The sequence below is a fragment of the Salmonella sp. 5800 genome (assembly GCF_046558195.1).
GTDB classification, from domain to species: Bacteria; Pseudomonadota; Gammaproteobacteria; order Enterobacterales; family Enterobacteriaceae; genus Salmonella; species Salmonella enterica.
In genome coordinates this window covers 184,976-208,957 of record NZ_JBGDOX010000010.1, presented here as the reverse complement: position 1 = coordinate 208,957, position 23,982 = coordinate 184,976, and the positions used below count along the sequence as shown (strand labels likewise).

Below are 23,982 nucleotides of genomic sequence, written 5' to 3'. Positions count from 1 at the left end.
TTGGAGCGGGAAACGAGACTCGAACTCGCGACCCCGACCTTGGCAAGGTCGTGCTCTACCAACTGAGCTATTCCCGCAAATTTGTTGCTGTCGTAATTCGCATTTCTGCGTCGTTACGGGAGGCGCATTATACGAGAAATCCATTTAGCTGCAAGCCCCTGAACGCATTTTTTCGCGATTTTTGTTTGAATGCTGATTAAATCACCAAACAAGACAAAAAACGAGCAAAGCGTGCGCTATGCAACAAAAAACTTTTCACGCCACGCCTAAAGGCACAGAATCAGAATAGCACCCTGCGCCAAAAAAAGAATAGCACGGTGACCACAACATCCAATTGATATCAGGGATCAAGATGAAAAAAAAACTTATTGTCATGCTGTTAGCCAGCCTCTCCGTTCACGCCGCTTCCGTTTCCGCCAGAACATTACATTTTGGCACCTCCGCCACCTATGCGCCCTATGAGTTTGTCGATGCCGATAATAAAATTGTTGGTTTCGATATTGATGTCGCCAACGCGGTCTGCAAAGAGATGCAAGCGGAGTGCTCATTCACTAACCAGAGCTTTGATAGTCTGATCCCCAGCCTACGCTTCAAAAAGTTTGATGCGGTGATCGCCGGTATGGATATGACGCCCAAACGTGAGCAGCAGGTCTCCTTTAGCCAACCCTATTACGAAGGTCTATCGGCGGTAGTCGTCACGCGTAAAGGGGCTTATCACACTTTTGCCGATCTGAAAGGCAAAAAAGTCGGTCTGGAAAACGGTACAACGCATCAGCGCTATTTGCAGGATAAACAACAAGCCATCACGCCTGTCGCCTATGACAGCTATCTAAACGCCTTTACCGATCTGAAAAACAACCGTCTTGAGGGCGTGTTTGGCGATGTCGCCGCGATTGGTAAGTGGCTAAAAAACAATCCGGATTACGCCATCATGGATGAACGCGCCAGCGATCCTGACTACTACGGAAAAGGGTTAGGCATTGCGGTACGCAAAGGCAACGACGCGCTATTGCAAGAAATTAATGCCGCGCTCGACAAGGTGAAAGCATCGCCGGAATATGCACAAATGCAGGAGAAATGGTTTACGCAGTAATTCAATGGCGGGAGAGCTGCCGGATGAGACGCTCTGGCGTTGCCATCCGGCATGTTACGCCTCACAGCTTAATGAAATGCTCGCGGTAGTAAGCCAGCTCCGCCACCGACTCGCGAATATCATCCATCGCCTGGTGCGTGCCCTGCTTGGTAAAGCCGGCCAGAATCTCCGGCTTCCAGCGGCGCGCCAGTTCCTTGAGCGTACTGACATCCAGATAGCGATAGTGGAAGTAGGCCTCCAGTTCCGGCATATATTTAAACAGAAAACGACGATCCTGACCGATGCTGTTACCGCAAATCGGCGACTTACCCGCAGGCACCCACGTTTTCAGAAATTCAATCGTCGCCAGTTCAGCGTCTCGTTCGCCCATCGTACTTGCCTTAACGCGATCTACCAGGCCGCTGCCGGTATGGGTGCGCACGTTCCAGTCATCCATTAACGCCAGTTGCGCATCGGATTGATGTACCGCAATCGTCGGTCCTTCCGCCAGAATATTCAGACTGGCATCCGTTACCAGCGTGGCTATCTCAATAATGCGATCGCGCTCGGGATCCAGACCTGTCATCTCCAGATCGATCCAAATCAGGTTGTTTTCATCGGCACTCATGCTATTTTCCACCCTTCAGAGGTCACATTCACTGTGACTATATTCATCTACAATTGCGTGTATCATAGATGTTTTGCCCACTATGGGCGACCAGGAGCCAGTACGATTGAGCAAAAATAAACTCTCCAAAGGCCAGCAGCGCCGTGTGAACGCCAATCACCAGCGTCGTTTAAAAACGTCCGCGGAGAAAGCCGACTACGATGACAACCTGTTTGGCGAGCCTGCAGAGGGTATCGTCATTAGCCGTTTTGGTATGCATGCCGATGTGGAGTCTGCTGACGGCGAGGTTCACCGTTGCAATATCCGCCGCACCATCCGTTCGCTGGTAACGGGCGATCGCGTCGTCTGGCGTCCGGGCAAAGCCGCTGCAGAGGGCGTCAACGTAAAAGGCATCGTTGAAGCGGTGCATGAGCGCACCTCGGTATTGACGCGCCCGGACTTCTACGACGGCGTGAAGCCTATTGCCGCCAACATTGACCAAATCGTTATCGTCTCCGCGATTTTGCCGGAGCTGTCGCTGAATATCATCGATCGCTATCTGGTCGGCTGTGAAACCCTACAGGTTGAGCCGCTTATCGTACTCAATAAAATTGATCTGCTGGACGACGAAGGTATGGACTTCGTTAATGAGCAGATGGACATCTACCGCAATATCGGCTATCGCGTGCTGATGGTCTCCAGCCATACGCAGGATGGTCTGAAACCGCTGGAAGAGGCGTTAACCGGTCGCATCAGTATTTTTGCCGGGCAGTCCGGCGTCGGAAAATCCAGTCTGCTAAACGCTCTGCTCGGCTTACAGAACGAGATTCTGACGAACGATGTATCGAATGTCTCCGGTCTGGGTCAACATACCACTACCGCTGCTCGTCTGTATCATTTCCCGCATGGCGGCGATGTCATTGATTCCCCCGGCGTGCGCGAGTTCGGCTTATGGCATCTGGAGCCGGAACAAATCACCCAGGGCTTTGTCGAATTTCATGACTATTTGGGACATTGCAAATACCGGGACTGCAAGCATGACGCCGATCCAGGCTGCGCCATTCGCGAAGCGGTAGAGAACGGCGCTATTGCGGAAACCCGTTTCGAAAATTATCACCGAATTCTTGAAAGTATGGCGCAGGTAAAAACGCGTAAAAACTTTTCTGATACGGACGACTGACAGATACGCTAGGCGTCGTTAGAATCGTCCCCTTTTTTCAGGATACCGGTATAACTGCCGGTTCAGGAACAACAATGGCCTGGAGGCTACCTTGTTAAACTCATTTAAACTTTCGCTACAATACATTCTGCCGAAACTATGGCTCACTCGCCTGGCGGGCTGGGGCGCAAGCAAACGAGCAGGATGGCTGACAAAACTGGTTATCGATCTCTTCGTAAAGTATTACAAAGTCGATATGACCGAGGCGCAAAAACCGGATACCGCCAGCTATCGTACGTTCAATGATTTCTTTGTTCGTCCGCTGCGTGATGACGTGCGTCCGCTCAATACCGATCCTAACATCCTGGTGATGCCTGCCGACGGCGTGATAAGCCAGTTAGGTCGTATCGAAGAAGATAAAATTTTGCAGGCCAAAGGCCATAATTACAGCCTTGAGGCGTTGCTGGCGGGTAACTACCTGATGGCGGATAAGTTCCGCAACGGCACGTTTGTGACCACTTACCTCTCCCCTCGCGACTACCATCGCGTGCACATGCCATGCAACGGCATCCTGCGCGAAATGATCTACGTACCGGGCGATCTGTTCTCCGTTAACCATCTGACCGCGCAAAACGTCCCCAACCTGTTTGCCCGCAACGAGCGCGTTATCTGTCTGTTTGATACCGAGTTCGGTCCTATGGCGCAGATTCTGGTCGGCGCAACTATTGTCGGCAGTATCGAAACCGTCTGGGCGGGGACCATTACCCCGCCGCGCGAAGGCATCATCAAGCGCTGGACCTGGCCAGAAGGCGAACATGAAGGGTCTGTCGCCTTGTTGAAAGGCCAGGAGATGGGGCGCTTTAAACTGGGTTCCACGGTCATCAACTTATTTGCGCCGGGGAAAGTGAATCTGATCGAGTCGCTGGCAAGCCTGTCCGTTACCAAAATTGGCCAACCGCTGGCGACGTCGACCGAAACATTCGTCGCGCCGGAGGTAGAACCTGCTCCGCTGCCGGCAGAAGAAATTAAAGCCGAACACGACGCCAGCCCGCTGGTTGACAATAAAAAAGACGACACCTAATCAAGAGAGAATGCTGACGTGCGCCTGATTATCGCTTTTCTGATGGCCTGGTGCCTCAGCACGGGGGCGTTCGCCGCAACGGCCCCCGACGCCAAACAAATCACGCAGGAACTGGAGCAGGCAAAAGCGGCGAAGCCCGCTCAGCCGGAAGCCGTTGAGGCGCTCCAGACTGCGTTAAACGCGCTTGAAGAGCGAAAAGGCTCGCTTGAGCGCGCGAAACAATATCAACACGTTATTGATAATTTCCCTAAGCTATCCGCCACCTTGCGCGCCCAGTTGAATAATCTGCGCGATGAACCTCGCAGCGTACCGCCAGAGATGTCCACCGAAGCGTTAAATCAGGAGATCTTGCAGGTTAGCAGCCAGCTACTGGATAAAACCCGCGAGGCGCAACAGGAGCAGGAGCGCGTCAGGGAGATCGCCGACTCGCTCAGCCAGCTTCCCCAACAGCAAAACGACGCCCGCCGCCAGCTTAATGAGATTGAGCGACGACTCGGCGCCGCAGGCGGAAGTGCCGCGCTTAGCCAGGCGCAAAGTCTCAATATGCAGGCGGAGTCCGCCAAACTAAAAGCGTTAGTCGACGAACTGGAGTTGGCGCAACTGTCCGCCAACAACCGGCAGGAACTGGCTCGTCTGCGTTCCGAGCTGGCGGAAAAACAGAGTCAGCAATTGGATGCGTATCTTCAGGCGCTGCGCAATCAGCTCAATAGCCTGCGCCAACGTGAAGCGGAACGCGCGCTGGAAAGCACTGAGCTGCTGGCGGAAAACAGCGCCGGTTTGCCGGAAGGCATCGTCGAACAATTTAAAGTCAACCGCGAGCTGTCACAGGCGCTCAATCAACAAGCGCAGCGGATGGATCTGGTCGCCTCGCAGCAACGACAGGCCACCAGCCAAACGTTACAGGTGCGTCAGGCGCTCAATACGCTGCGGGAGCAGTCGCAATGGCTTGGCGTGTCCAACATGCTTGGCGAAGCGCTGCGCGCGCAGGTCGCCCGTCTGCCAGAGATGCCTAAGCCGCAGCAGCTTGATACGGAAATGGCGCAGCTACGCGTCCACCGTATGCGCTATGAAGAGTTACTCAATAAGCAGCCGCAGCTACGGCAAATACGTCAGGCCAATGGACAGCCGCTGACCGCCGAGCAAAACCAGATTCTTGACGCCCAGCTTCGCACTCAGCGCGAGCTGCTCAACTCGTTGTTACAGGGCGGCGATACGCTGATCCTGGAGCTGACCAAACTGAAAGTCTCCAACAGCCAACTGGAGGATGCGCTTAAAGAGGTTAATGAAGCGACCCACCGTTATCTGTTCTGGACCGCTGACGTTAGCCCGCTATCGCTCTCCTGGCCTGTTGATTTGGTTCAGGATTTACGCCGGCTTATCTCATTAGATACGTTTAATCAGTTAGGTAAAGCCAGCATCATGATGCTGACCAGCAAAGAGACGCTACTGCCGTTATTCGGCGCGCTGGCGCTGGTCGGGTTTAGCCTCTATTCACGCCAACACTTCAACCGGTTCCTTGAGCGCTCGGCCTCGCGCGTCGGGAAAGTCACCCAGGATCACTTCTCGCTGACGCTGCGAACGGTGTTCTGGTCGATTCTGGTCGCCTCGCCGCTGCCGGTCTTGTGGGCGACGCTCGGTTATGGTCTACAGGAAGCCTGGCCGTATCCGCTGGCCGTCGCCATCGGCGATGGCGTGACGGCGACAGTACCGCTGTTGTGGGTAGTCATGATTTGCGCCGCTTTTGCCCGTCCTAATGGTCTGTTTGTGGCGCATTTCGGCTGGCCGCGAAACCGGGTAGCGAAAGCGATGCGCTACTACCTGATGAGCATTGGGCTGATCGTGCCGCTCATTATGGCAGTGATCATGTTTGATAATCTTAACGATCGGGAGTTTTCCGGCTCGTTGGGCCGCCTTTGCTTCATCCTGATATGCGGCGCGCTGGCGCTGGTCACGCTGAGTCTGAAAAAAGCGGGCATCCCGCTCTATCTTGATAAAGAAGGCAACGGCGACAACATGGTCAACAGCCTGCTGTGGAATATGCTGATGGGCGCGCCGCTTATCGCGATTCTGGCGGCGGCGGTGGGTTATCTGGCCACAGCGCAGGCGCTACTGGCGAGACTGGAAACCTCGGTCGCTATCTGGTTCCTGTTGCTGGTCATTTATCACGTCATTCGCCGCTGGATGCTGATCCAACGACGCCGACTGGCTTTTGACCGCGCCAAACATCGTCGGGCGGAAATGCTGGCGCAGCGCGCGCGCGGCGAAGAAGAACCGGCGCACTCCTCCAGCCTGGAAGGCGCGGTCGACATCGATGAAAGTGAAATCGATCTTGACGCTATTAGCGCTCAGTCGCTGCGTCTGGTCCGCTCAATTCTGATGCTTATCGCCCTGCTATCGGTAATTGTACTGTGGTCGGAAATCCACTCGGCATTCGGCTTCCTGGAGAATATTTCGCTGTGGGATGTCACCTCTACGGTGCAAGGCGTAGAAAGCCTGGAGCCGATTACCCTGGGGGCGGTGCTCATTGCGATTCTGGTCTTTATCATCACCACGCAGTTGGTGCGTAATCTGCCTGCGCTGCTGGAACTGGCGTTATTACAGCATCTCGATTTAACGCCTGGTACCGGTTACGCCATCACGACCATCACCAAATATCTGTTAATGCTGATTGGCGGGCTGGTCGGTTTCTCGATGATCGGCATTGAGTGGTCGAAGCTACAATGGCTGGTTGCCGCGCTCGGCGTTGGGCTTGGTTTTGGCCTGCAAGAAATTTTCGCTAACTTTATCTCCGGCCTGATTATTTTGTTTGAAAAGCCGATTCGTATCGGCGATACGGTGACCATTCGCGATCTCACTGGCAGCGTGACCAAAATCAATACCCGCGCCACCACCATCAGCGACTGGGATCGCAAAGAGATTATCGTGCCGAATAAAGCCTTTATCACCGAACAGTTTATCAACTGGTCGCTGTCTGACTCCGTTACGCGCGTGGTGTTAACCATCCCGGCACCGGCGGATGCCAATAGCGAAGAGGTGACGCAAATTCTGCTGACGGCGGCGCAGCGCTGTTCTTTGGTGCTGGATAACCCGCCGCCTGAAATCTTTCTGGTGGATCTCCAGCAGGGTATTCAAATTTTCGAACTGCGTATCTATGCCGCGGAAATGGGACACCGTATGCCATTACGCCATGAGATCCACCAATTGATTCTGGCGGGCTTCCGCGAGCACGGTATTGATATGCCGTTCCCGCCGTTCCAGATGCGTCTGGAGAGTCTCGGCGGTAAACAAACGGGGAGAACGTTAACGTCAGCGGGTAAAACCAGCCGCCCGGCGGGCAGTTTGTAGCGCATGATCCAGGCAAGAAATGCCGGATGCGACCCGTCGGGTCTTATCCGGCCTACGGGCCGGCAATTAACCTGTAGGCCCGATAAGCTTGCGCCATCGGGCATTTCATCGCAGCTCACAGACATTTTCGGACTTATTATGCGTCCAGATCGGCAACAGGCAGGTTAATTTCGCTATAGCGCATTCGGAATAAATCGCCGTAACCCACCAGTTCTCCGCGAAATACGAGGCATCTTATAACATACGCGCAATAAATATCCGTCACATGTTTCCACTTATCCTCATCGCGATCCCTTAACGTGCTAATAGTCATTCCTACTACCATCGCAACCTTTCGACGTGCAACATGAACGGAAGAAAGAATAACCTTTTCTATTTCAAGGATATCTTCCGGAGTAAAATTGAGTGCCCTAACCTCATCTTCCGTGATAATCGGGTCTCTCGAACTATCATTCATAACGTTCTCCATCGGGCAATAAACGCCGGATGCGCCCCGTGGGGTCTTATCCGGCCTACGGCCTTTACTCCGCCGCCCACTCCGGATCGGCGCTCATGCGGCTGCTGTAATTCTGATAAATCGCCATCGCCAGCAGCGAGAAGAAGATCGGCCCACCGATCATCCACAAGGCGCTGTCCCAGTCCCCAGCTTCAATCACCGGCTGGATGATGGTAAAGACGTTGGCAAACGTCACCACCAGCACCACAACACCCGTCGCGACCAGGGTAGAGGCTTTGGTTTTAAAGAGAACAAATGGCCGCTCCAGATCCTGACGCGCTTTAAAGAAGGGAAATGCCAGCGCAAGGAACAGGTATGGCAAGGTCATTGAGACGTTCGCCATCAGCGTGAGTTTGTTATAAAACGCCGATGCAGTGTCACCACCAAAAGAGACCAGCAAAATAAATAGACTCACCAGCACGCACTGTAGCCACATAGCGGTCGCCGGCATACCGTTAGCGTTCAGTGTCGTCATCGGCGCGGGCCACAACGCTTTTGGCGTCCCCTGAATAATGGCTTTCAGCGGTGAATAGCTCAACGTAAAAAACGCGCCGGTATAAGCCAGAAACATAGAAAGGCCGGTGATACGCGCAAACCAGACGCCCACCGTCATCGCTGCTTCCGGAGAAAGGTTTAACGCGTTACCTAATGTCGTGCCTAAACTCGACATCAAAATGTAGGTGATATTCCCTAAGTTAACGGCGCTATTACTTAATATCTGTTGCCAGTTAGTGCTGACGCCCCATAAAAAGATCGCCAAAGAATAACCAATTGAAATCACAATGGCCGCGAAAACAATACCTTTCGCAAAATTCTTTTCCGGTTTCTCGGTTTTATCCACCAGTCCGCCGACAGCCTCAATACCGCCATAAGCAAAAATAGCAAATACCACAAATGACAACATTGCCAGGCCGGAGTGATAACCCGGATTCGGTGACGAGGTAAAATTAATTTCTTGTGCAAAATGCCCACCATTTAATAACAAAATAGCGACACTCACTAACAATAAAACTAAATTAAGACACATTACGGCAATACCTCCGACCGCCGTAATTCGCGCAATTTTATTGATCCCTCTGGCGGCGACACACGTCACCAGAATCATCCAGCCAACAGCGAGCAGCCCGACAACCTGCGTAGGCTCAAGCCCCGCAATACGCCAGTGCTGCGTCATATCGGCACCAAAAACAAAAGTAGAAAACGGTACCCAAATTTTTGCCGCCGTACTTACCATCCATATGACATACGATGAAAACCACATAAACGTGCCAATAAACGCGTAACGTGGCCCCACGCTATTATTCATCCACGAATAGATCCCGCCCTCTTCTTTGCGATAAGCGGAACCCATTTCAGCCATCATTAAGGCGAATGGAATAAAAAACAGCAAGGCAGAAAATATATACCACGGGATTGCGCTATACCCCATTAAATAAAACGCCGACGGGCTATTCGCAAAACCAAAAACAGAAGTAAAAATCATCAGGATAAGCCCAATAAGGCTCATCTTTTTTATCGTGTGGGTCATTCAACCATCCCTTACGCTCGAGCGCGTTTGCCAGACGCCGCTCACCGATTGACGCCGCCTTCTTTTTTACAAAGGTCAGCGATAAAAAAATCAACACAGGATTGATACCTAAATGGCATCAAAGTTCCAGCCTTATGTTGTGGCAAACAGAGGATAATTGAAAAAATATGCTACAAAATGGCGCTTATTGCGCCATTTTATCTCGCGAAAGAGTGAATTTCAGATTTACGCCCGATCGACCGTAAAAGCAATCACGTCCGCCAGGCTTTCTGCTCCCAGCGCCAGCATCACCAGACGATCAACACCCAGCGCCACGCCGGAACAATCCGGTAGACCGGCGGCCAGCGCATCCAGTAGATTTTGGTCAATCGGCTGCTGCGGCAGACCGCGCGCGGCGCGCTTACGATTGTCCTGTTCAAAGCGCTGTTGTTGCTCACGTGCGTCCGTCAGTTCGTGGAAACCATTCGCCAGCTCAATACCTTTGTAGTACACCTCAAAGCGCTCGGCGACGCGATGATCCTCGGTACTGATTTGTGCCAGCGATGCCTGACTGGCCGGAAAGTGATAAATAAAGGTCGGCTTTTCTTTACCTATATGCGGCTCAACCCCCATCGTGAACAGCAGTTGCAGCAACGTATCACGGTCTTCTTCCGTATCGGCGATATTGCTTAAATCAAGCTTTGCCGCCGCCTCACGCAGTTGCGTTTTATCTGCTGATAACGGGTCAATCTCCAGATGGCGCTGAAACGCCTGTTGATAGGAGAGACTTTCCGCAGGTTGACAATCCAGCACTTGCTGAAGCAAATCATCCACTTCATTCATCAGGCGGTACATATCGTAATGCGGGCGATACCACTCCAGCATAGTGAATTCCGGATTATGATGTCGTCCCATCTCTTCATTACGGAAACTGCGGCATAGCTGGAAAACCGGACCGCACCCTGCCGCCAGCAGGCGTTTCATATGGTATTCCGGACTGGTCATTAAATAGAGGTTCATCCCCTGGGAATGGCCAGGTCCGACGAAACGCGTTTCGAACGGGAACAGATGAATGTCTGTGACCGTCGCCTGACTCATGCAGGGCGTCTCAACCTCAAGCACTCCACGATCGGCAAAGAAACGACGGATTTCCGCCATAATCGCCGCACGTTTTAATAAATTGGGGATGGACGCGCTCGGCTGCCAGGTTGCCGTTTCGCTCATGATTCTTTCTCCAGTTTAAGACAAGGTCACGAAGTCTACTCGCAACGCGCGGGCGAAACAAATTTTGCGCAGGCGTATCGGGAGCCTTCTGGAGGGTAAAAAAAGTGATTTCAGATGGTTTAGTAATTAAATTAATCAAAATCAATGATAATTCATCCCTCTGATACGCTAAAAAAATCGAACACGTCAAATTTCCCTGACATCCCTGAGACTATACTGTTGTACCCATAAAGGAGCAGTGGAAACGCATTCATACTTCGCAGAACCCAGAGGCTTTATCTGGCTGCGCGAGGGTGAAATTACAATAATCTGGAGGAATGTCGTGCAAACCTTTCAAGCCGATCTTGCCATTATAGGCGCCGGTGGCGCGGGATTACGTGCTGCAATTGCTGCCGCACAGGCGAATCCCAATGCTAAAATCGCACTGATCTCAAAAGTGTACCCGATGCGCAGCCACACCGTCGCTGCCGAAGGGGGTTCAGCCGCTGTCGCCCAGGATCATGACAGCTTTGACTACCATTTTCACGATACGGTAGCAGGCGGAGACTGGCTGTGTGAGCAGGATGTCGTGGATTACTTTGTCCACCATTGTCCCACTGAGATGACGCAGCTGGAGCAATGGGGCTGCCCGTGGAGCCGCCGTCCGGACGGTAGCGTTAACGTGCGTCGCTTCGGTGGTATGAAAATCGAGCGTACCTGGTTCGCCGCGGATAAAACCGGCTTCCATATGCTGCATACTCTGTTCCAGACTTCCCTGCAGTTCCCACAAATCCAGCGCTTTGACGAACATTTCGTGCTGGATATTCTGGTTGATGACAACCATGCGCGCGGCCTGGTGGCAATGAACATGATGGAAGGCACGCTGGTGCAAATCCGCGCCAACGCCGTGGTCATGGCGACAGGCGGCGCAGGCCGCGTATACCGCTATAACACCAATGGCGGCATCGTCACCGGCGACGGGATGGGCATGGCGCTGAGCCACGGCGTTCCGCTGCGTGATATGGAATTCGTTCAGTATCACCCGACCGGCTTGCCAGGTTCCGGTATCCTGATGACCGAAGGTTGCCGCGGTGAAGGCGGTATTCTGGTCAATAAAAATGGCTACCGTTACCTGCAAGACTACGGCATGGGCCCCGAAACGCCGCTGGGCGAGCCGAAAAACAAATATATGGAACTGGGGCCGCGCGACAAAGTATCCCAGGCTTTCTGGCACGAATGGCGTAAAGGCAACACCATCTCCACGCCGCGCGGCGATGTGGTTCACCTCGACCTGCGTCATCTCGGCGAGAAGAAACTGCATGAACGTCTGCCGTTCATTTGCGAACTGGCGAAAGCCTATGTCGGCGTCGATCCGGTTAAAGAACCGATTCCAGTACGTCCGACCGCGCACTACACCATGGGCGGCATTGAAACCGACCAGAACTGTGAAAGCCGTGTCAAAGGGCTGTTTGCCGTTGGCGAATGCTCCTCTGTTGGCCTGCATGGCGCGAACCGCCTCGGTTCCAACTCACTGGCGGAACTGGTGGTGTTTGGTCGTCTGGCTGGCGAACAAGCAATGGAACGCGCTGCTACGGCAGGCGCCGCAAATAGCGCCGCGCTCGACGCCCAGGTTGCCGATATTGAACAGCGTCTGAAAAATCTGGTGAACCAGGAAGGCAACGAAAACTGGTCGAAGATCCGCGATGAGATGGGTCTGTCTATGGAAGAAGGTTGCGGTATTTACCGTACCCCGGAACTGATGCAGAAAACCGTTGATAAACTGGCCGAGCTTCAGGAACGTTTCAAGCGCGTACGTATCTCCGATACTTCCAGCGTGTTCAACACTGACCTGCTGTATACCATCGAACTGGGTCATGGTCTGAACGTGGCGGAATGTATGGCGCACTCTGCGCTGGCGCGTAAAGAGTCCCGCGGCGCGCATCAGCGTCTGGATGAAGGCTGTACCGAGCGCGACGATGTGAACTTCCTCAAGCACACCCTCGCCTTCCGCGATGCTGATGGCACGACCCGTCTGGAATACAGCGACGTGAAAATCACCACCCTGCCGCCAGCCAAACGTGTTTACGGCGGTGAAGCGGAAGCAGCCGATAAGAAGGAGAAGGCGAATGGCTGAGATGAAAAACCTGAAAGTTGAGGTGGTGCGCTATAACCCGGAAACCGATACCGCGCCGCACAGTGCTTTCTATGAAGTTCCTTATGATGAAACAACATCGCTACTGGACGCGTTGGGCTACATCAAAGATAACCTGTCGCCAGACCTGAGCTACCGCTGGTCCTGCCGTATGGCGATCTGCGGCTCCTGCGGCATGATGGTCAACAACGTCCCTAAACTGGCGTGTAAAACCTTCCTGCGCGATTACACCAACGGTATGAAGGTGGAAGCGCTGGCGAACTTCCCGATTGAGCGCGATCTGGTTGTCGATATGACGCACTTTATCGAAAGCCTGGAAGCGATCAAACCGTACATTATTGGCAACTCTCGCACGCCAGATCAGGGGCCGAATGTCCAGACCCCGGCGCAAATGGCGAAGTATCACCAGTTCTCCGGTTGCATCAACTGTGGTCTGTGCTACGCCGCGTGCCCGCAGTTCGGTCTGAATCCTGAATTTATCGGACCGGCTGCGATTACGCTGGCGCATCGCTATAACGAAGATAGCCGCGATCACGGTAAGAAGGAGCGTATGGCGCAGTTGAACAGTCCGAACGGCGTATGGACCTGTACTTTCGTGGGCTACTGCTCCGAAGTCTGTCCAAAACATGTCGATCCGGCTGCGGCCATTCAGCAGGGTAAAGTGGAAAGCTCGAAAGACTTTCTTATCGCCACCCTGAAACCACGCTAAGGAGTGCAACATGACGACTAAACGCAAACCCTATGTGCGGCCGATGACGTCCACCTGGTGGAAAAAACTGCCGTTTTATCGCTTTTATATGCTGCGCGAAGGCACAGCGGTGCCGGCAGTCTGGTTCAGTATTGAACTGATTTTCGGTCTGTTTGCGCTCAAACACGGCGCGGAATCCTGGATGGGATTCGTCGGCTTTTTACAAAACCCGGTGGTAGTGATCTTAAACCTGATCACCCTGGCGGCCGCGCTGCTGCACACCAAAACCTGGTTTGAACTGGCGCCGAAGGCGGCCAATATCATTGTAAAAGACGAAAAAATGGGGCCAGAGCCAATCATCAAAGGGCTTTGGGTGGTCACTGCGGTAGTCACCGTAGTCATTCTGTATGTTGCCCTGTTCTGGTAAGGAGTCCCGGATGATTAATCCAAACCCAAAACGTTCTGATGAACCCGTATTCTGGGGACTGTTTGGCGCAGGCGGTATGTGGGGCGCGATCATCGCGCCGGTGATCGTGCTACTGGTTGGCATCATGTTGCCGCTGGGGCTATTTCCGGGCGATGCCCTGAGTTTTGAGCGCGTACTGACGTTCGCCCAAAGCTTTATTGGTCGCGTTTTTCTGTTCCTGATGATCGTGCTGCCGCTATGGTGTGGCCTACACCGTATGCACCACGCGATGCATGACCTAAAAATCCACGTGCCTGCGGGCAAATGGGTCTTTTACGGTCTGGCGGCAATCCTGACCGTTGTGACGGCGATTGGCGTTATCACTCTCTAAGTTGCCACGACGCCCTCTTATCTACCCGATAAGAGGGCGTTTTTTCTTTTCCTGCCTCTCATTTTCCCGCCAGGTTCTACACTTAGAAAAAACACTGGAAGGAAAATCTTATGCGCATTCTGCCCGTCGTTGCTGCAGTTACGGCTGCATTTCTGGTTGTCGCCTGTAGTTCGCCTACTCCGCCTAAAGGCGTTACCGTGGTAAATAACTTTGATGCCAAACGTTACCTCGGCACCTGGTATGAGATCGCACGCCTCGATCATCGATTTGAACGTGGGCTGGAACAAGTCACGGCCACCTATAGTCTGCGTGACGATGGCGGGATTAATGTCATCAATAAAGGCTATAACCCGGATCGGGGAATGTGGCAAAAAACAGAAGGCAAAGCGTATTTTACCGGTAGTCCAAACCGCGCCGCGCTCAAGGTCTCTTTTTTCGGCCCGTTCTACGGCGGCTATAACGTGATTGCGCTTGACCGGGAATACCGTCATGCGTTGGTGTGCGGCCCGGATCGCGACTATCTGTGGATACTCTCTCGCACGCCAACGCTTTCTGAGGAAATAAAACAGCAAATGCTGGCCGTCGCGACCCGGGAGGGGTTTGACGTCAATAAATTAATTTGGGTAAAACAATCAGGTTCGTAGCAATATCAGCGACGAATTAATGCGCACTGAGTTTTAGCCCAATGATACCCGCGACGATCAAGCCAAGACTGAGCAAACGCGCCGGTGAAGCAGACTCGCCCAGCAGAAGGATACCGGTGATTGCCGCCCCGACGGCGCCGATGCCGGTCCAGATGGCGTACGCCGTTCCAACGGGCAGCGTTTTCATTGCCCAGGAAAGTAACGCCATACTAATAACCATGGCCGTAATGGTGATAATACTGGGGGTCAGACGAGAAAAACCGTGGGTATACTTCAGGCCGACAGCCCATACCACTTCAAGTAAACCAGCGATTAATAGAATGATCCAGGACATAGCAGGCTCCAGATAATTAATGGGGCCGTCCCCGGTGAGAATAGCGTTTACAGGTCGTCCTGTAACGTATACGGATGAAAAGTCATTTTTGCCTGAGAGAAAATGAATTTCAACCTTTTTATTTTTTTCCGTCTAAAGGCGGGAATTGGCCCTTTTAAGCCGCGTAGTTTTCGCATTTAGCGCCCACAGGAGTTCTCTATGATGGAACGCCTTCTGGGAAAGAAAGTGCTTTATCTACTTCCGGGTACAAAAAACTATGTTGAAAATTTTAGTGATAGACCGATGCCACTTTACCCGTACGGGCATGGAGGCCTGGCTTAATCACACTGATGTGCTCAGTTCTTCACTGCTGGTATCCGGGATGAATAACCTTATACTGGCGAAAGAACATATTCTGCAATGGAAGCCCCATCTGGTTATCGCTGATTTATATGGTTTTCTCAACGATGCCTTACCTGAGCAGCCTATCAATGCATTTTTTGCCGCCTGCAGGATGACGCCGTTGGTATTATTACAGTCAGGGAATATGCCGTACAGACCGCAATATGCCAGTCATGCGGTGTTATCTAAACACACGCCTTTACATGAGCTTGCACAACGAATTAAAGGAGCGCTATATACTCATCCACTGCAGGAAGCGCCGGAAAGCGCCACGCCATTGCTCTCTCCGCAGGAGGAAAAGGTGCTCGCGATGTGGACGGAAGGCACCAGCAATAAAGAGATTGCGTATGCGCTTGGCATTCACGGGAAAACGGTTTACACCTATAAGCGTAATATCCGTATGAAACTTCATATGGATAACCGGTATTCTCCCTTTCTTATGCTTCCGGAGAAAATCGATTAACGGTACGACGCCATGCCGTACCGTTGATGATTACTGCTGAGCTCTGGTTGCAGCGCCAGAGATCGCACTACCACCGTCCGAGATGTCCTCGCCCACGCCGCGCGTGGTATTACAAGCAGTTAATACAGTGGAAAGTACCAAAACAGAAAAGATCGCTGCAATTGTCTTTTTAACCATAATGTCTTCCTTTTCTAGCCAATGTTGTTTGTGTATAGCAACTTAATAATAGACAACATCCCAGAAAATGACGGGCGATCGACTAATTTTAGGAAGACGAGAAGCGATTAGCTGGCTGCACGGGAGATGGCGTGGCCAAGATGCTGAATATCTTCGCCGAAGCCGCGGGCGGTATTACATGCCGTTAATAATGTGCTGGTAAGAAGAACCAGCGCGACAAGGCCGATAAAGCGTTTCATCATTGAGGCACGAAAAACAGGATGGCGCAGCATACGCTGCACCATTTTTCCCGATAACGTAAATTATTTTACGCGGGATACGTATTCGCCGGAACGGGTATCGACTTTGATCACTTCGCCAATCTGCACGAACAGCGGAACTTTAACCACTGCGCCAGTAGACAGCGTGGCTGGTTTGCCGCCAGTACCTGCGGTATCGCCCTTCAGACCTGGGTCGGTATCAACAATTTCCAGTTCAACAAAGTTCGGCGGAGTGACAGAGATAGGCTGACCGTTCCACAGGGTTACGATGCATTCCGCCTGATCCAACAGCCATTTTGCGTTGTCGCCGATAGCCTTGGCATCTGCAGACAGCTGTTCGAAGGTTTCGTTGTTCATGAAATGCCAGAACTCACCGTCGTTGTACAGGTAAGTCAGGTTCATATCGACTACATCCGCGCCTTCTGCGGAATCGGTCGATTTGAAGGTTTTCTCAACGCGCGTGCCGGTCAGCAGACGGCGCAGCTTAACGCGGGCAAACGCCTGGCCTTTACCCGGTTTCACGAATTCACTGGATTCAACCGCATAAGGTTCGCCATCCAACATGATTTTAAGACCGGAACGAAAATCGTTGCTATAGTAAGTCGCCATAAGGCCCTCTGAAATTGTTAACTGGTAGCTAAGCCACAAAATGGCGCATATTGTAACCCTAAATACCCCATTGCGAGAAGATTGGTTAGCGCAACTTGCCGATGTTGTGACCAATCCCGACGAACTGCTGCATCTTTTACAGATTGAAGCTGATGAAAACCTCCGGGCAGGACAGGACGCCAGGCGCTTGTTTGCCCTCCGCGTGCCGCGCGCTTTTATTACGCGCATGGAGAAGGGCAACCCTGACGATCCTCTTTTACGTCAAGTGCTGACGTCCCGGGATGAATTTATTGTCGCCCCCGGTTTCTCCACCGACCCGCTGGAAGAGCAACACAGCGTGGTGCCAGGATTATTGCATAAATACCAAAACCGGGCGCTATTGCTGGTAAAAGGCGGATGTGCGGTAAATTGCCGCTACTGTTTCCGTCGTCACTTCCCGTATGCGGAGAATCAAGGCAATAAGCGCAACTGGACAGTCGCGCTGGAGTATATCGCCGCACACCCGGAACTGGATGAAATCATCTTTTCCGGCGGCGATCCGCTGATGGCGAAAGATCATGAGCTGGACTGGCTGCTCACGCAACTGGAAGCCATTAAGCACGTCAAGCGGCTACGCATCCACAGCCGGTTGCCTATCGTCATCCCGGCACGCATTACTGACGAACTGGTCGCCCGCTTTGACCAGTCACGTCTGCAAATTTTGTTGGTGAACCATATCAACCACGCCAATGAAGTGGACGAGGCGTTCTGCCTGGCGATGAAGAAACTGCGCCACGTGGGCGTCACGCTTCTCAACCAGAGCGTCCTGCTGCGTGGCGTGAATGATAACGCGCGAACGCTGGCGAATCTGAGCAACGCGCTATTTGACGCCGGCGTGATGCCCTATTACCTGCATGTGCTGGATAAAGTGCAGGGCGCCGCGCATTTTATGGTCACCGATGACGAAGCCCGGCAAATCATGCGCGAACTGCTCACGCTGGTATCCGGCTATATGGTGCCAAGACTGGCGCGTGAAATCGGCGGCGAACCGAGCAAAACACCGCTGGATTTACAGCTTCGGCAGTGCTAATCCTCGCGGGCGCGTCAGGGACGACGAAAAATATTACCGCGCAATATCACGAGGAGATTCCCCCGCGATTCTCCTCACCCTTTGGCGAGGATAAACTAACCTTCGTTAAATACACCTTTCCGGTCCTCTCTTTTCAATAAAGTCCGTTTTAGGACTCGCTTAGCGTGTACTGCATTTTCGAATTATACTGGTTCTCCTTTTTATAGGACGGCATAAACAATTTATATATCAAATACATTGCAGTAAAACATTTAATTATTTTATATTTGTGGAGAATTGACATGGCCTTAACGATTAAGGGACTAAATACCGGCGTTATTCGTCACAATGATAAGTTTATCGCGCTGGCGCTTAAGGTGAAGTCACTGAGAAATAAAGAAACACTGCTTTTCTTTCCTGTGCTCGCGCTGCGAGACTTGTTGATCGGCCTTGAACACCGGCTTTATTTACAACACTCGCTTCCGGAACAAGAGCAGGAAAAACGCCAGAAAGCTAAAAGCAGTCATGTGCTTAAAATGCATGAGAATATTCCGGCAATACTCCGTGAAGAGCTGGAAAACGCCGATGTTAATCAGCGTGTTGAATCTTTAGCGTTGAGCGATAATACAGAAAAAGTATTAACCTTTACGTTAAAGCTGCACAATGGTAGCCATCTTGATTTACAGGTCGGTGAGTGGCAGGTTGAAGTTCTGGTGATGGCTATTATTCACGCCATTAATAATGCCGAAATGCGTGAGCTCGCATTGCGTATTTCTTCAATGCTGGACTTTTTACCATTATACGATGCAGACTGCCTGGAAAACGGTAATATCGAATTCGATACCTATAACCACCCTGACTGGAAACATAATCTGTATAACCATTATTTAGCGCTCGTTTATCGTTATACGGATGAGGCAGGACAATCGCATGATTGCGGCACCATCATTAAGACCCGTAGTCAGTCAGGCTCTAAAGAAGCTGAAGCGATATCACGCCGCTTGCTGAATTTCAGCCCGCGTCTTAAAAAGCTGGAAGGAAAACCGTGTAAGGTTTTTGTCAGAACGCTTGGAACCGGTAAAGCAGCGCGTCTGACGCAAGATCAATGCATGCGCGCGTTGCATAATCTACGCATGGCATCATCGCAGGAAAAACGCTAACCATATCGCCCTCTGAATCTTTCAGAGGGCGTTACGATTCAGACATATCAATTCGGACATTTATAAACCTGGCCGTTCATCTCGCTGGCCGTCGGGACAAAACTGGACAACATGCCCTGCGACGGACTACTTACGCCATACAGCACGTTTCCACCCATCGCGGCCGCCTGATTACGCAGATCGTTCGCTGCGCCACGCATTGAGCCACCCTCTTCGCCGTGCTGGCCTGAAAACCAGTTACTCTGTTTACCGGTTGCCGTACCAATAAGCTGGCATTCCGCGCCTGGCTTATCTTCGACAAAGCGTACATTTTGGCCGGCAGCGGTAAGTTCGTTGCTGGAGCTACAACCCGCCATCAGCAGCGCGGCGCCAACGATCCCTGCTAAATATTTCACGTGCATGTTATTCCCCATAATCAATGAGCTGGACGTTTTGTCCGTATCTGAATCTTATACTAAAAAGATGACTAAAAGAAAAACCCCCGGTCATTTCTGCCCGGGGGTTTCTCAATTCTGGGAGATAAGCACCCAAATCATACTGGTTGCAGGAAGGCGGCCAGTTTGTTAATCCCCAGTCACTTACTCAAGTAAGTGACTGGGGTTAGCCAACGCATCTGCAGCCTGAAGGATGCAGGGTGTGGGCAATTACATCATGCCGCCCATACCACCCATACCACCCATGCCGCCAGCAGCGCCTAAATCAGGAGCATCGCTTTTCGGCAGGTCGGTCACCATGCACTCGGTAGTGATCATCAGACCAGCCACAGAAGCCGCGTACTGCAGCGCAGAACGGGTAACTTTGGTTGGGTCCAGGATACCCATATCGATCATGTTGCCGTATTCTTCAGTTGCTGCGTTGTAACCGTAGTTACCGTCGCCGCCTTTAACGGTGTTAGCGACAACAGACGGCTCTTCGCCGCAGTTCAGCACGATCTGACGCAGCGGAGCTTCCATTGCGCGCAGCGCAACTTTGATACCCACGTTCTGGTCTTCGTTCTGGCCTTTCAGGTCAGCAATTTTAGAAGCAACGCGGATCAGCGCAACGCCACCACCAGCAACCACGCCTTCTTCTACCGCAGCACGGGTCGCGTGCAGGGCATCTTCAACGCGGGCTTTCTTCTCTTTCATTTCAACTTCGGTCGCAGCGCCAACTTTGATTACCGCAACGCCGCCTGCCAGTTTCGCTACGCGCTCCTGCAGTTTTTCACGATCGTAGTCGGAGGTCGCTTCTTCAATCTGCTGACGGATCTGAGCAACACGGCCCTGGATGGCAGCTTCTTCACCCACGCCATCGATGATGGTGGTGGTGTCTTTGTTGATCACAACGCGTTTCGCCTGACCCAGGTCTTCCAGGGTTGCTTTTTCCAGCTCCATACCGATCTCTTCAGAGATTACGGTACCGCCGGTCAGGGTAGCGATATCCTGCAGCATCGCCTTACGACGATCGCCGAAGCCAGGTGCTTTAACCGCAGCCACTTTCACGATGCCACGCATGGTGTTAACAACCAGAGTTGCCAGCGCTTCGCCTTCAACATCTTCAGCGATGATCAGCAGCGGTTTGCCTGCTTTTGCAACGGCTTCCAGAACCGGCAGCATTTCGCGGATGTTGGAGATTTTCTTATCAGCCAGCAGGATGAACGGGCTTTCCAGTTCTACTGCGCCAGTTTCCGGCTTGTTGATGAAGTAAGGAGACAGGTAGCCGCGGTCAAACTGCATACCTTCAACCACGTCCAGTTCGTCCTGCAGACCAGTACCGTCTTCAACGGTGATAACGCCTTCTTTACCGACTTTATCCATCGCTTCCGCGATCAGTTTACCTACGGTTTCGTCGGAGTTAGCGGAGATAGTACCTACCTGAGCAATCGCTTTAGAGTCGGAGCACGGTACGGACAGCGCCTTCAGCTCTTCAACCGCCGCAGCAACCGCTTTGTCGATACCACGTTTCAGGTCCATCGGGTTCATGCCCGCTGCAACGGCTTTCAGGCCTTCGGTAATGATGGACTGCGCCAGTACGGTCGCGGTGGTGGTGCCGTCGCCTGCAGCGTCGTTCGCTTTAGAGGCAACTTCTTTCACCATCTGCGCGCCCATGTTTTCAAACTTGTCTTCCAGTTCGATTTCACGCGCTACGGAAACACCATCTTTAGTGATAGTCGGCGCACCGAAAGATTTATCCAGAACCACGTTACGGCCTTTCGGACCGAGGGTTACTTTCACTGCATCTGCCAGTACGTTTACGCCGCGCAGCATTTTCACACGAGCGTCGTTACCGAATTTTACGTCTTTAGCTGCCATTTTCTCTTTCCCTTAAATTCGTATGTTCAGTGTCGTTCGCGGATTACGCTTCAACAATTGCCAGAATGTCGCTTTCAGACATGATCAACACTTCTTCATTGTCGATCTTTTCAGATTTCACACCGTAGCCATCGTTAAAAATAACGATGTCGCCAACTTTCACGTCCAGCGGCTGTACAGTACCGTTGTCCAGGATGCGACCCTTACCGACAGCGATGATTTCGCCACGAGTTGATTTACCCGCTGCGGAACCGGTCAGTACGATGCCGCCAGCAGATTTGGACTCAACTTCTTTACGTTTGACGATCACACGATCATGTAACGGACGAATACTCATTGATAGCTCTCCTTTGAGAAAGTCATTATCAGTTATGGGTGACGCCGGCCCGTAAACGGTTTCCCGGCTGGTGACCAGAGAGATGGGGATGGGGTTTTGCCCCTTCAAGGGGGGAGATGAAAAAAAATTCTTCTGAGCGAAAAAAGCGGTAAAAACGCTACTTATCTCACGTTTACCCAAGGTTTAGAACATCCTGCTATAAGAAAAGGCGTGTGTGATACGCTTAAAAATGCCTGTCGTCACCTGACGTTACAATGCCGCCGGATAATGAGCTGATGAATGAACTAAAAAAAGAGCTTGGGTTGGTTCAGGGCGTTATCTTGTTAACCACATCATTATTAGGGACTGGCGTTTTTGCGCTTCCGGAGCTGGCTGCGCTGGCGGCAGGCGACATCAGCCTTTGGGCATGGCCGCTGCTCATTATTTTGATTTTCCCTATTGCGATTGTCTTTGCTGTGCTGGGGCGTCATTTTCCACACGCTGGCGGCGTAGCGCATTTTGTCGGGATGGCATTTGGCCCGCGTCTGCAACGAGTGATCAGTTGGCTGTTTTTATCAGTCATTCCTGTTAGTTTTCCCGCAGCCTTGCATATTGCGGTGGGTTTCGGCCAGGCGCTGTTTGGCTGGCAAAGCGAACAGCTCTTATTTGGGGAGCTGGGTACTCTAGGTTTACTATGGTTTATGGGATCGCGCGGCGCCAGCTCCAGCGCCAACCTGCAAGCCATTATCGCTGGATTAATTATCGCGCTTATTGCCGCCATTCTGTGGAAAGGCGCGATTAAACCTGCAGATATCACCTTCCCAGCCGCAAACGAAATCACCTTTTCCCGGCTGTGTACCGCCCTGGCGATCATGTTCTGGGGATTTGTGGGAATTGAGGCTTTTACGCATTTGTCGTCTGAATTTAAAAATCCTGAACGTGATTTTCCGCGCGCATTGATCATTGGCCTGATGCTGGCCGGCGCCATTTATTGGACCTGTACCGCCGTGGTGCTGCATTTTGGCGTCTATAGCGACAAGATAGCGGCAACAGCCTCGCTACCGCTTATTATTGTTCATCTCTTCGGTATCCAGGCGTTGTGGATAGCCTGCATTATTGGTTATCTCACCTGCTTTGCCAGCCTGAATGTGTATGCTCAGAGTTTTGCGCGTCTGATATGGACGCAAATGCAATATCAGCCCGATCACTATCTGGCTCAACTCTCTCCCGGGCGCCTTCCCTTGCACGCGTTAAACGTTATTCTGGCCTGTTGTTGCGTGAGTTCCCTGGTCGTCTACGCCCTGAAGATTAACCTCAATGCGCTGATCGTCTATGCTAACGGTATTTTTATTATGCTCTATCTGCTTTGTATGCTGGCGGGCTGTCGACTGTTGAAAGGGCGTTGCTATGCACTGGCGGTGACGGGTTGTCTACTGTGCCTGTTATTGCTGGCAATGCTGGGGTGGAAAAGCTTATATGCCATTATCATGCTGGCTGCATTATGGCTGTTTTTACCGAAGCGAAAACGCATGGCGTAAGACGCATCCGCTGGCCGGATAGCGCCTCGCGCGACTTATCCGACCAACATCTCTACCTTTAATCCCGACGATCGTCTTTATGTTCAATACGATCGCGATCGTCATCTTTACGCTGATACTCGCCGTCAAATGTTTCGCCACCGCCAGTACCCGCGCTAAACCCGCCGCCCGGCATCCGGGAAAAACGTAAATGCGGCAGCAACTTCAGCGTCAAATGTTTTTGCACCGGCGGTAACAAAAGGAGAAGGCCGAGAAAATCGGTGAAAAACCCCGGCAACAGGAGCAGTAAGCCAGCGATGATCAGCGATACACTCTTAATCATTTCTGCCGCCGGGCTCTCACCGGCCGCCATTTTTTGTTGCATCAGCAAAAAGTTTTTAAAACCCTGGTTACGTACCAGCGACATACCGATAACAGACGTAAAAATCACCAGGATTAGCGTCATCAGGACGCCAAGCACATGGGCGACCTGGATAAAGATAGAAATCTCAATGTAAACATAGAGAAAGACAGCTAAAAAGGGTATCCAGCGCAAAGGACTCTCCTGTAAGTCATGGCCGTCTGCGACGACCATTTGAATGGGGTTGCGATTCGCATCGATTCGATATGGTGGTGCGTAGCAAAATTTCAAGTGGTTTGTACACCTATTTTAGG

At 52.1% G+C, this 23,982-nt stretch carries 25 protein-coding genes and 1 tRNA gene; 13 read left to right on the top strand and 13 right to left on the bottom strand.

Going from position 1 to position 23,982, the window contains the following annotated elements; all coding sequences use genetic code 11:
- Position 1 precedes the first annotated feature (1 nt).
- A tRNA-Gly gene (locus tag ACLJZ5_RS18205) sits at positions 2 to 77 on the bottom strand.
- A 275-nt stretch (positions 78 to 352) separates the two neighbouring features.
- Between ACLJZ5_RS18205 and ACLJZ5_RS18200 the strand changes: the two genes are divergently transcribed.
- A complete protein-coding gene (locus ACLJZ5_RS18200; protein WP_000727897.1) occupies positions 353 to 1,093 on the top strand; it encodes an arginine ABC transporter substrate-binding protein in 741 nt (246 codons plus the stop codon).
- A gap of 61 nt (positions 1,094 to 1,154) precedes the next feature.
- On the opposite strand, the gene orn is transcribed toward ACLJZ5_RS18200, so the two are convergent.
- Complete coding sequence (gene orn / locus ACLJZ5_RS18195; protein ID WP_001271546.1) at positions 1,155 to 1,700, bottom strand: oligoribonuclease; 546 nt, start codon at positions 1,698 to 1,700, stop codon at positions 1,155 to 1,157.
- A 106-nt stretch (positions 1,701 to 1,806) separates the two neighbouring features.
- On the opposite strand from orn, the gene rsgA reads away from it, so the two are divergent.
- The 3 genes from rsgA (at position 1,807) to mscM (ending at position 7,264) form a co-directional block, all read left to right on the top strand.
- Positions 1,807 to 2,859 carry a small ribosomal subunit biogenesis GTPase RsgA gene (rsgA, locus tag ACLJZ5_RS18190; RefSeq protein ID WP_000041945.1) on the top strand — a complete coding sequence of 351 codons (1,053 nt, stop codon included), beginning with the start codon at positions 1,807 to 1,809 and terminating at the stop codon, positions 2,857 to 2,859.
- Between the two features lie 91 nt (positions 2,860 to 2,950).
- Complete coding sequence (asd, locus tag ACLJZ5_RS18185; protein WP_000934951.1) at positions 2,951 to 3,919, top strand: archaetidylserine decarboxylase; 969 nt, start codon at positions 2,951 to 2,953, stop codon at positions 3,917 to 3,919.
- 18 nt (positions 3,920 to 3,937) lie between these two features.
- Positions 3,938 to 7,264 (top strand): miniconductance mechanosensitive channel MscM, encoded by a 3,327-nt coding sequence (gene mscM / locus ACLJZ5_RS18180; protein ID WP_001236749.1) that lies wholly within the window; start codon positions 3,938 to 3,940, stop codon positions 7,262 to 7,264.
- Between the two features lie 136 nt (positions 7,265 to 7,400).
- Here mscM and ACLJZ5_RS18175 read toward each other — a convergent pair whose 3' ends face one another.
- The 3 genes from ACLJZ5_RS18175 to epmA form a co-directional block, all read right to left on the bottom strand.
- The gene (locus ACLJZ5_RS18175) at positions 7,401 to 7,721 is read right to left on the bottom strand and encodes a hypothetical protein (RefSeq protein WP_024797372.1); all 321 of its coding nucleotides are present in this window, start codon (positions 7,719 to 7,721) and stop codon (positions 7,401 to 7,403) included.
- A gap of 64 nt (positions 7,722 to 7,785) precedes the next feature.
- Complete coding sequence (gene yjeM, locus ACLJZ5_RS18170) at positions 7,786 to 9,288, bottom strand: glutamate/gamma-aminobutyrate family transporter YjeM (RefSeq protein ID WP_000149876.1); 1,503 nt, start codon at positions 9,286 to 9,288, stop codon at positions 7,786 to 7,788.
- Between the two features lie 225 nt (positions 9,289 to 9,513).
- Positions 9,514 to 10,491 carry an elongation factor P--(R)-beta-lysine ligase gene (gene epmA / locus ACLJZ5_RS18165; protein ID WP_000004797.1) on the bottom strand — a complete coding sequence of 326 codons (978 nt, stop codon included), beginning with the start codon at positions 10,489 to 10,491 and terminating at the stop codon, positions 9,514 to 9,516.
- A gap of 322 nt (positions 10,492 to 10,813) precedes the next feature.
- Between epmA and frdA the strand changes: the two genes are divergently transcribed.
- The 5 genes from frdA (at position 10,814) to ACLJZ5_RS18140 (ending at position 14,751) form a co-directional block, all read left to right on the top strand.
- Positions 10,814 to 12,604: a fumarate reductase (quinol) flavoprotein subunit gene (frdA, locus tag ACLJZ5_RS18160; RefSeq protein ID WP_001192954.1), complete on the top strand. Its 1,791-nt coding sequence runs from the start codon at positions 10,814 to 10,816 to the stop codon at positions 12,602 to 12,604.
- Complete coding sequence (gene frdB / locus ACLJZ5_RS18155) at positions 12,597 to 13,331, top strand: fumarate reductase iron-sulfur protein (RefSeq protein WP_000829509.1); 735 nt, start codon at positions 12,597 to 12,599, stop codon at positions 13,329 to 13,331. The genes frdA and frdB overlap by 8 nt, the downstream gene beginning before the upstream one ends.
- Before the next feature lie 10 nt (positions 13,332 to 13,341).
- Positions 13,342 to 13,737 (top strand): fumarate reductase subunit FrdC, encoded by a 396-nt coding sequence (frdC, locus tag ACLJZ5_RS18150; protein ID WP_000208749.1) that lies wholly within the window; start codon positions 13,342 to 13,344, stop codon positions 13,735 to 13,737.
- A gap of 10 nt (positions 13,738 to 13,747) precedes the next feature.
- A complete protein-coding gene (gene frdD / locus ACLJZ5_RS18145) occupies positions 13,748 to 14,107 on the top strand; it encodes a fumarate reductase subunit FrdD (RefSeq protein ID WP_000609650.1) in 360 nt (119 codons plus the stop codon).
- Between the two features lie 110 nt (positions 14,108 to 14,217).
- On the top strand, positions 14,218 to 14,751 hold the full coding sequence (locus tag ACLJZ5_RS18140; RefSeq protein WP_001221670.1) for a lipocalin family protein: 534 nt from the start codon (positions 14,218 to 14,220) through the stop codon (positions 14,749 to 14,751).
- Positions 14,752 to 14,767: 16 nt separating this feature from the next.
- Here ACLJZ5_RS18140 and sugE read toward each other — a convergent pair whose 3' ends face one another.
- Entirely contained in the window at positions 14,768 to 15,085 is a 318-nt protein-coding gene (gene sugE / locus ACLJZ5_RS18135) for a quaternary ammonium compound efflux SMR transporter SugE (protein ID WP_000118469.1), read from the bottom strand.
- 256 nt (positions 15,086 to 15,341) lie between these two features.
- Here sugE and ACLJZ5_RS18130 point away from each other — a divergent pair, with 256 nt between their 5' ends.
- Positions 15,342 to 15,929 carry a helix-turn-helix transcriptional regulator gene (locus ACLJZ5_RS18130; RefSeq protein ID WP_000912959.1) on the top strand — a complete coding sequence of 196 codons (588 nt, stop codon included), beginning with the start codon at positions 15,342 to 15,344 and terminating at the stop codon, positions 15,927 to 15,929.
- Between the two features lie 30 nt (positions 15,930 to 15,959).
- Here ACLJZ5_RS18130 and ecnB read toward each other — a convergent pair whose 3' ends face one another.
- From ecnB to efp, 3 genes are all read right to left on the bottom strand, one after another.
- Positions 15,960 to 16,106 carry a lipoprotein toxin entericidin B gene (ecnB, locus tag ACLJZ5_RS18125; RefSeq protein WP_000239598.1) on the bottom strand — a complete coding sequence of 49 codons (147 nt, stop codon included), beginning with the start codon at positions 16,104 to 16,106 and terminating at the stop codon, positions 15,960 to 15,962.
- 107 nt (positions 16,107 to 16,213) lie between these two features.
- The gene (locus ACLJZ5_RS18120; RefSeq protein WP_000977687.1) at positions 16,214 to 16,348 is read right to left on the bottom strand and encodes an entericidin A/B family lipoprotein; all 135 of its coding nucleotides are present in this window, start codon (positions 16,346 to 16,348) and stop codon (positions 16,214 to 16,216) included.
- A 60-nt stretch (positions 16,349 to 16,408) separates the two neighbouring features.
- The gene (gene efp, locus ACLJZ5_RS18115; RefSeq protein WP_000257282.1) at positions 16,409 to 16,975 is read right to left on the bottom strand and encodes an elongation factor P; all 567 of its coding nucleotides are present in this window, start codon (positions 16,973 to 16,975) and stop codon (positions 16,409 to 16,411) included.
- A gap of 40 nt (positions 16,976 to 17,015) precedes the next feature.
- On the opposite strand from efp, the gene epmB reads away from it, so the two are divergent.
- Positions 17,016 to 18,044 carry an EF-P beta-lysylation protein EpmB gene (gene epmB / locus ACLJZ5_RS18110; protein WP_024797371.1) on the top strand — a complete coding sequence of 343 codons (1,029 nt, stop codon included), beginning with the start codon at positions 17,016 to 17,018 and terminating at the stop codon, positions 18,042 to 18,044.
- 281 nt (positions 18,045 to 18,325) lie between these two features.
- Entirely contained in the window at positions 18,326 to 19,183 is an 858-nt protein-coding gene (locus ACLJZ5_RS18105; RefSeq protein WP_024797370.1) for a YjeJ family protein, read from the top strand.
- Positions 19,184 to 19,230: 47 nt separating this feature from the next.
- Here the strand turns inward: ACLJZ5_RS18105 and ACLJZ5_RS18100 are convergent, their stop codons facing one another.
- From ACLJZ5_RS18100 to ACLJZ5_RS18090, 3 genes are all read right to left on the bottom strand, one after another.
- Complete coding sequence (locus ACLJZ5_RS18100) at positions 19,231 to 19,584, bottom strand: DUF4156 domain-containing protein (protein WP_000558210.1); 354 nt, start codon at positions 19,582 to 19,584, stop codon at positions 19,231 to 19,233.
- Between the two features lie 243 nt (positions 19,585 to 19,827).
- On the bottom strand, positions 19,828 to 21,474 hold the full coding sequence (gene groL, locus ACLJZ5_RS18095) for a chaperonin GroEL (protein WP_000729126.1): 1,647 nt from the start codon (positions 21,472 to 21,474) through the stop codon (positions 19,828 to 19,830).
- A 43-nt stretch (positions 21,475 to 21,517) separates the two neighbouring features.
- Complete coding sequence (locus ACLJZ5_RS18090; protein ID WP_000027827.1) at positions 21,518 to 21,811, bottom strand: co-chaperone GroES; 294 nt, start codon at positions 21,809 to 21,811, stop codon at positions 21,518 to 21,520.
- A 275-nt stretch (positions 21,812 to 22,086) separates the two neighbouring features.
- Here ACLJZ5_RS18090 and yjeH point away from each other — a divergent pair, with 275 nt between their 5' ends.
- Positions 22,087 to 23,328, top strand: coding sequence for an L-methionine/branched-chain amino acid transporter (gene yjeH, locus ACLJZ5_RS18085; RefSeq protein ID WP_023207257.1), 1,242 nt, complete (start codon positions 22,087 to 22,089; stop codon positions 23,326 to 23,328).
- A gap of 58 nt (positions 23,329 to 23,386) precedes the next feature.
- Here yjeH and ACLJZ5_RS18080 read toward each other — a convergent pair whose 3' ends face one another.
- Positions 23,387 to 23,863, bottom strand: a complete 477-nt coding sequence (locus tag ACLJZ5_RS18080; RefSeq protein ID WP_001267291.1) for an FxsA family protein — start codon at positions 23,861 to 23,863, stop codon at positions 23,387 to 23,389.
- Between the last annotated feature and the right edge of the window lie 119 nt (positions 23,864 to 23,982).

Excerpts from the sequence above, each read along its gene's own strand:
- ACLJZ5_RS18200 (WP_000727897.1), top strand. The coding sequence starts at position 353 with ATGAAAAAAAAACTTATTGTCATGCTGTTAGCCAGCCTCTCCGTTCAC.
- epmA (WP_000004797.1), bottom strand. The coding sequence starts at position 10,491 with ATGAGCGAAACGGCAACCTGGCAGCCGAGCGCGTCCATCCCCAATTTA.
- ACLJZ5_RS18100 (WP_000558210.1), bottom strand. The coding sequence starts at position 19,584 with ATGCACGTGAAATATTTAGCAGGGATCGTTGGCGCCGCGCTGCTGATG.
- epmB (WP_024797371.1), top strand. The coding sequence starts at position 17,016 with ATGGCGCATATTGTAACCCTAAATACCCCATTGCGAGAAGATTGGTTA.
- frdB (WP_000829509.1), top strand. The coding sequence starts at position 12,597 with ATGGCTGAGATGAAAAACCTGAAAGTTGAGGTGGTGCGCTATAACCCG.
- ACLJZ5_RS18140 (WP_001221670.1), top strand. The coding sequence starts at position 14,218 with ATGCGCATTCTGCCCGTCGTTGCTGCAGTTACGGCTGCATTTCTGGTT.
- ACLJZ5_RS18120 (WP_000977687.1), bottom strand. The coding sequence starts at position 16,348 with ATGATGAAACGCTTTATCGGCCTTGTCGCGCTGGTTCTTCTTACCAGC.
- ecnB (WP_000239598.1), bottom strand. The coding sequence starts at position 16,106 with ATGGTTAAAAAGACAATTGCAGCGATCTTTTCTGTTTTGGTACTTTCC.
- frdD (WP_000609650.1), top strand. The coding sequence starts at position 13,748 with ATGATTAATCCAAACCCAAAACGTTCTGATGAACCCGTATTCTGGGGA.
- yjeH (WP_023207257.1), top strand. The coding sequence starts at position 22,087 with ATGAATGAACTAAAAAAAGAGCTTGGGTTGGTTCAGGGCGTTATCTTG.
- frdC (WP_000208749.1), top strand. The coding sequence starts at position 13,342 with ATGACGACTAAACGCAAACCCTATGTGCGGCCGATGACGTCCACCTGG.
- groL (WP_000729126.1), bottom strand. The coding sequence starts at position 21,474 with ATGGCAGCTAAAGACGTAAAATTCGGTAACGACGCTCGTGTGAAAATG.
- ACLJZ5_RS18130 (WP_000912959.1), top strand. The coding sequence starts at position 15,342 with ATGTTGAAAATTTTAGTGATAGACCGATGCCACTTTACCCGTACGGGC.
- ACLJZ5_RS18105 (WP_024797370.1), top strand. The coding sequence starts at position 18,326 with ATGGCCTTAACGATTAAGGGACTAAATACCGGCGTTATTCGTCACAAT.
- ACLJZ5_RS18090 (WP_000027827.1), bottom strand. The coding sequence starts at position 21,811 with ATGAGTATTCGTCCGTTACATGATCGTGTGATCGTCAAACGTAAAGAA.
- yjeM (WP_000149876.1), bottom strand. The coding sequence starts at position 9,288 with ATGACCCACACGATAAAAAAGATGAGCCTTATTGGGCTTATCCTGATG.
- ACLJZ5_RS18175 (WP_024797372.1), bottom strand. The coding sequence starts at position 7,721 with ATGAATGATAGTTCGAGAGACCCGATTATCACGGAAGATGAGGTTAGG.
- efp (WP_000257282.1), bottom strand. The coding sequence starts at position 16,975 with ATGGCGACTTACTATAGCAACGATTTTCGTTCCGGTCTTAAAATCATG.
- sugE (WP_000118469.1), bottom strand. The coding sequence starts at position 15,085 with ATGTCCTGGATCATTCTATTAATCGCTGGTTTACTTGAAGTGGTATGG.
- orn (WP_001271546.1), bottom strand. The coding sequence starts at position 1,700 with ATGAGTGCCGATGAAAACAACCTGATTTGGATCGATCTGGAGATGACA.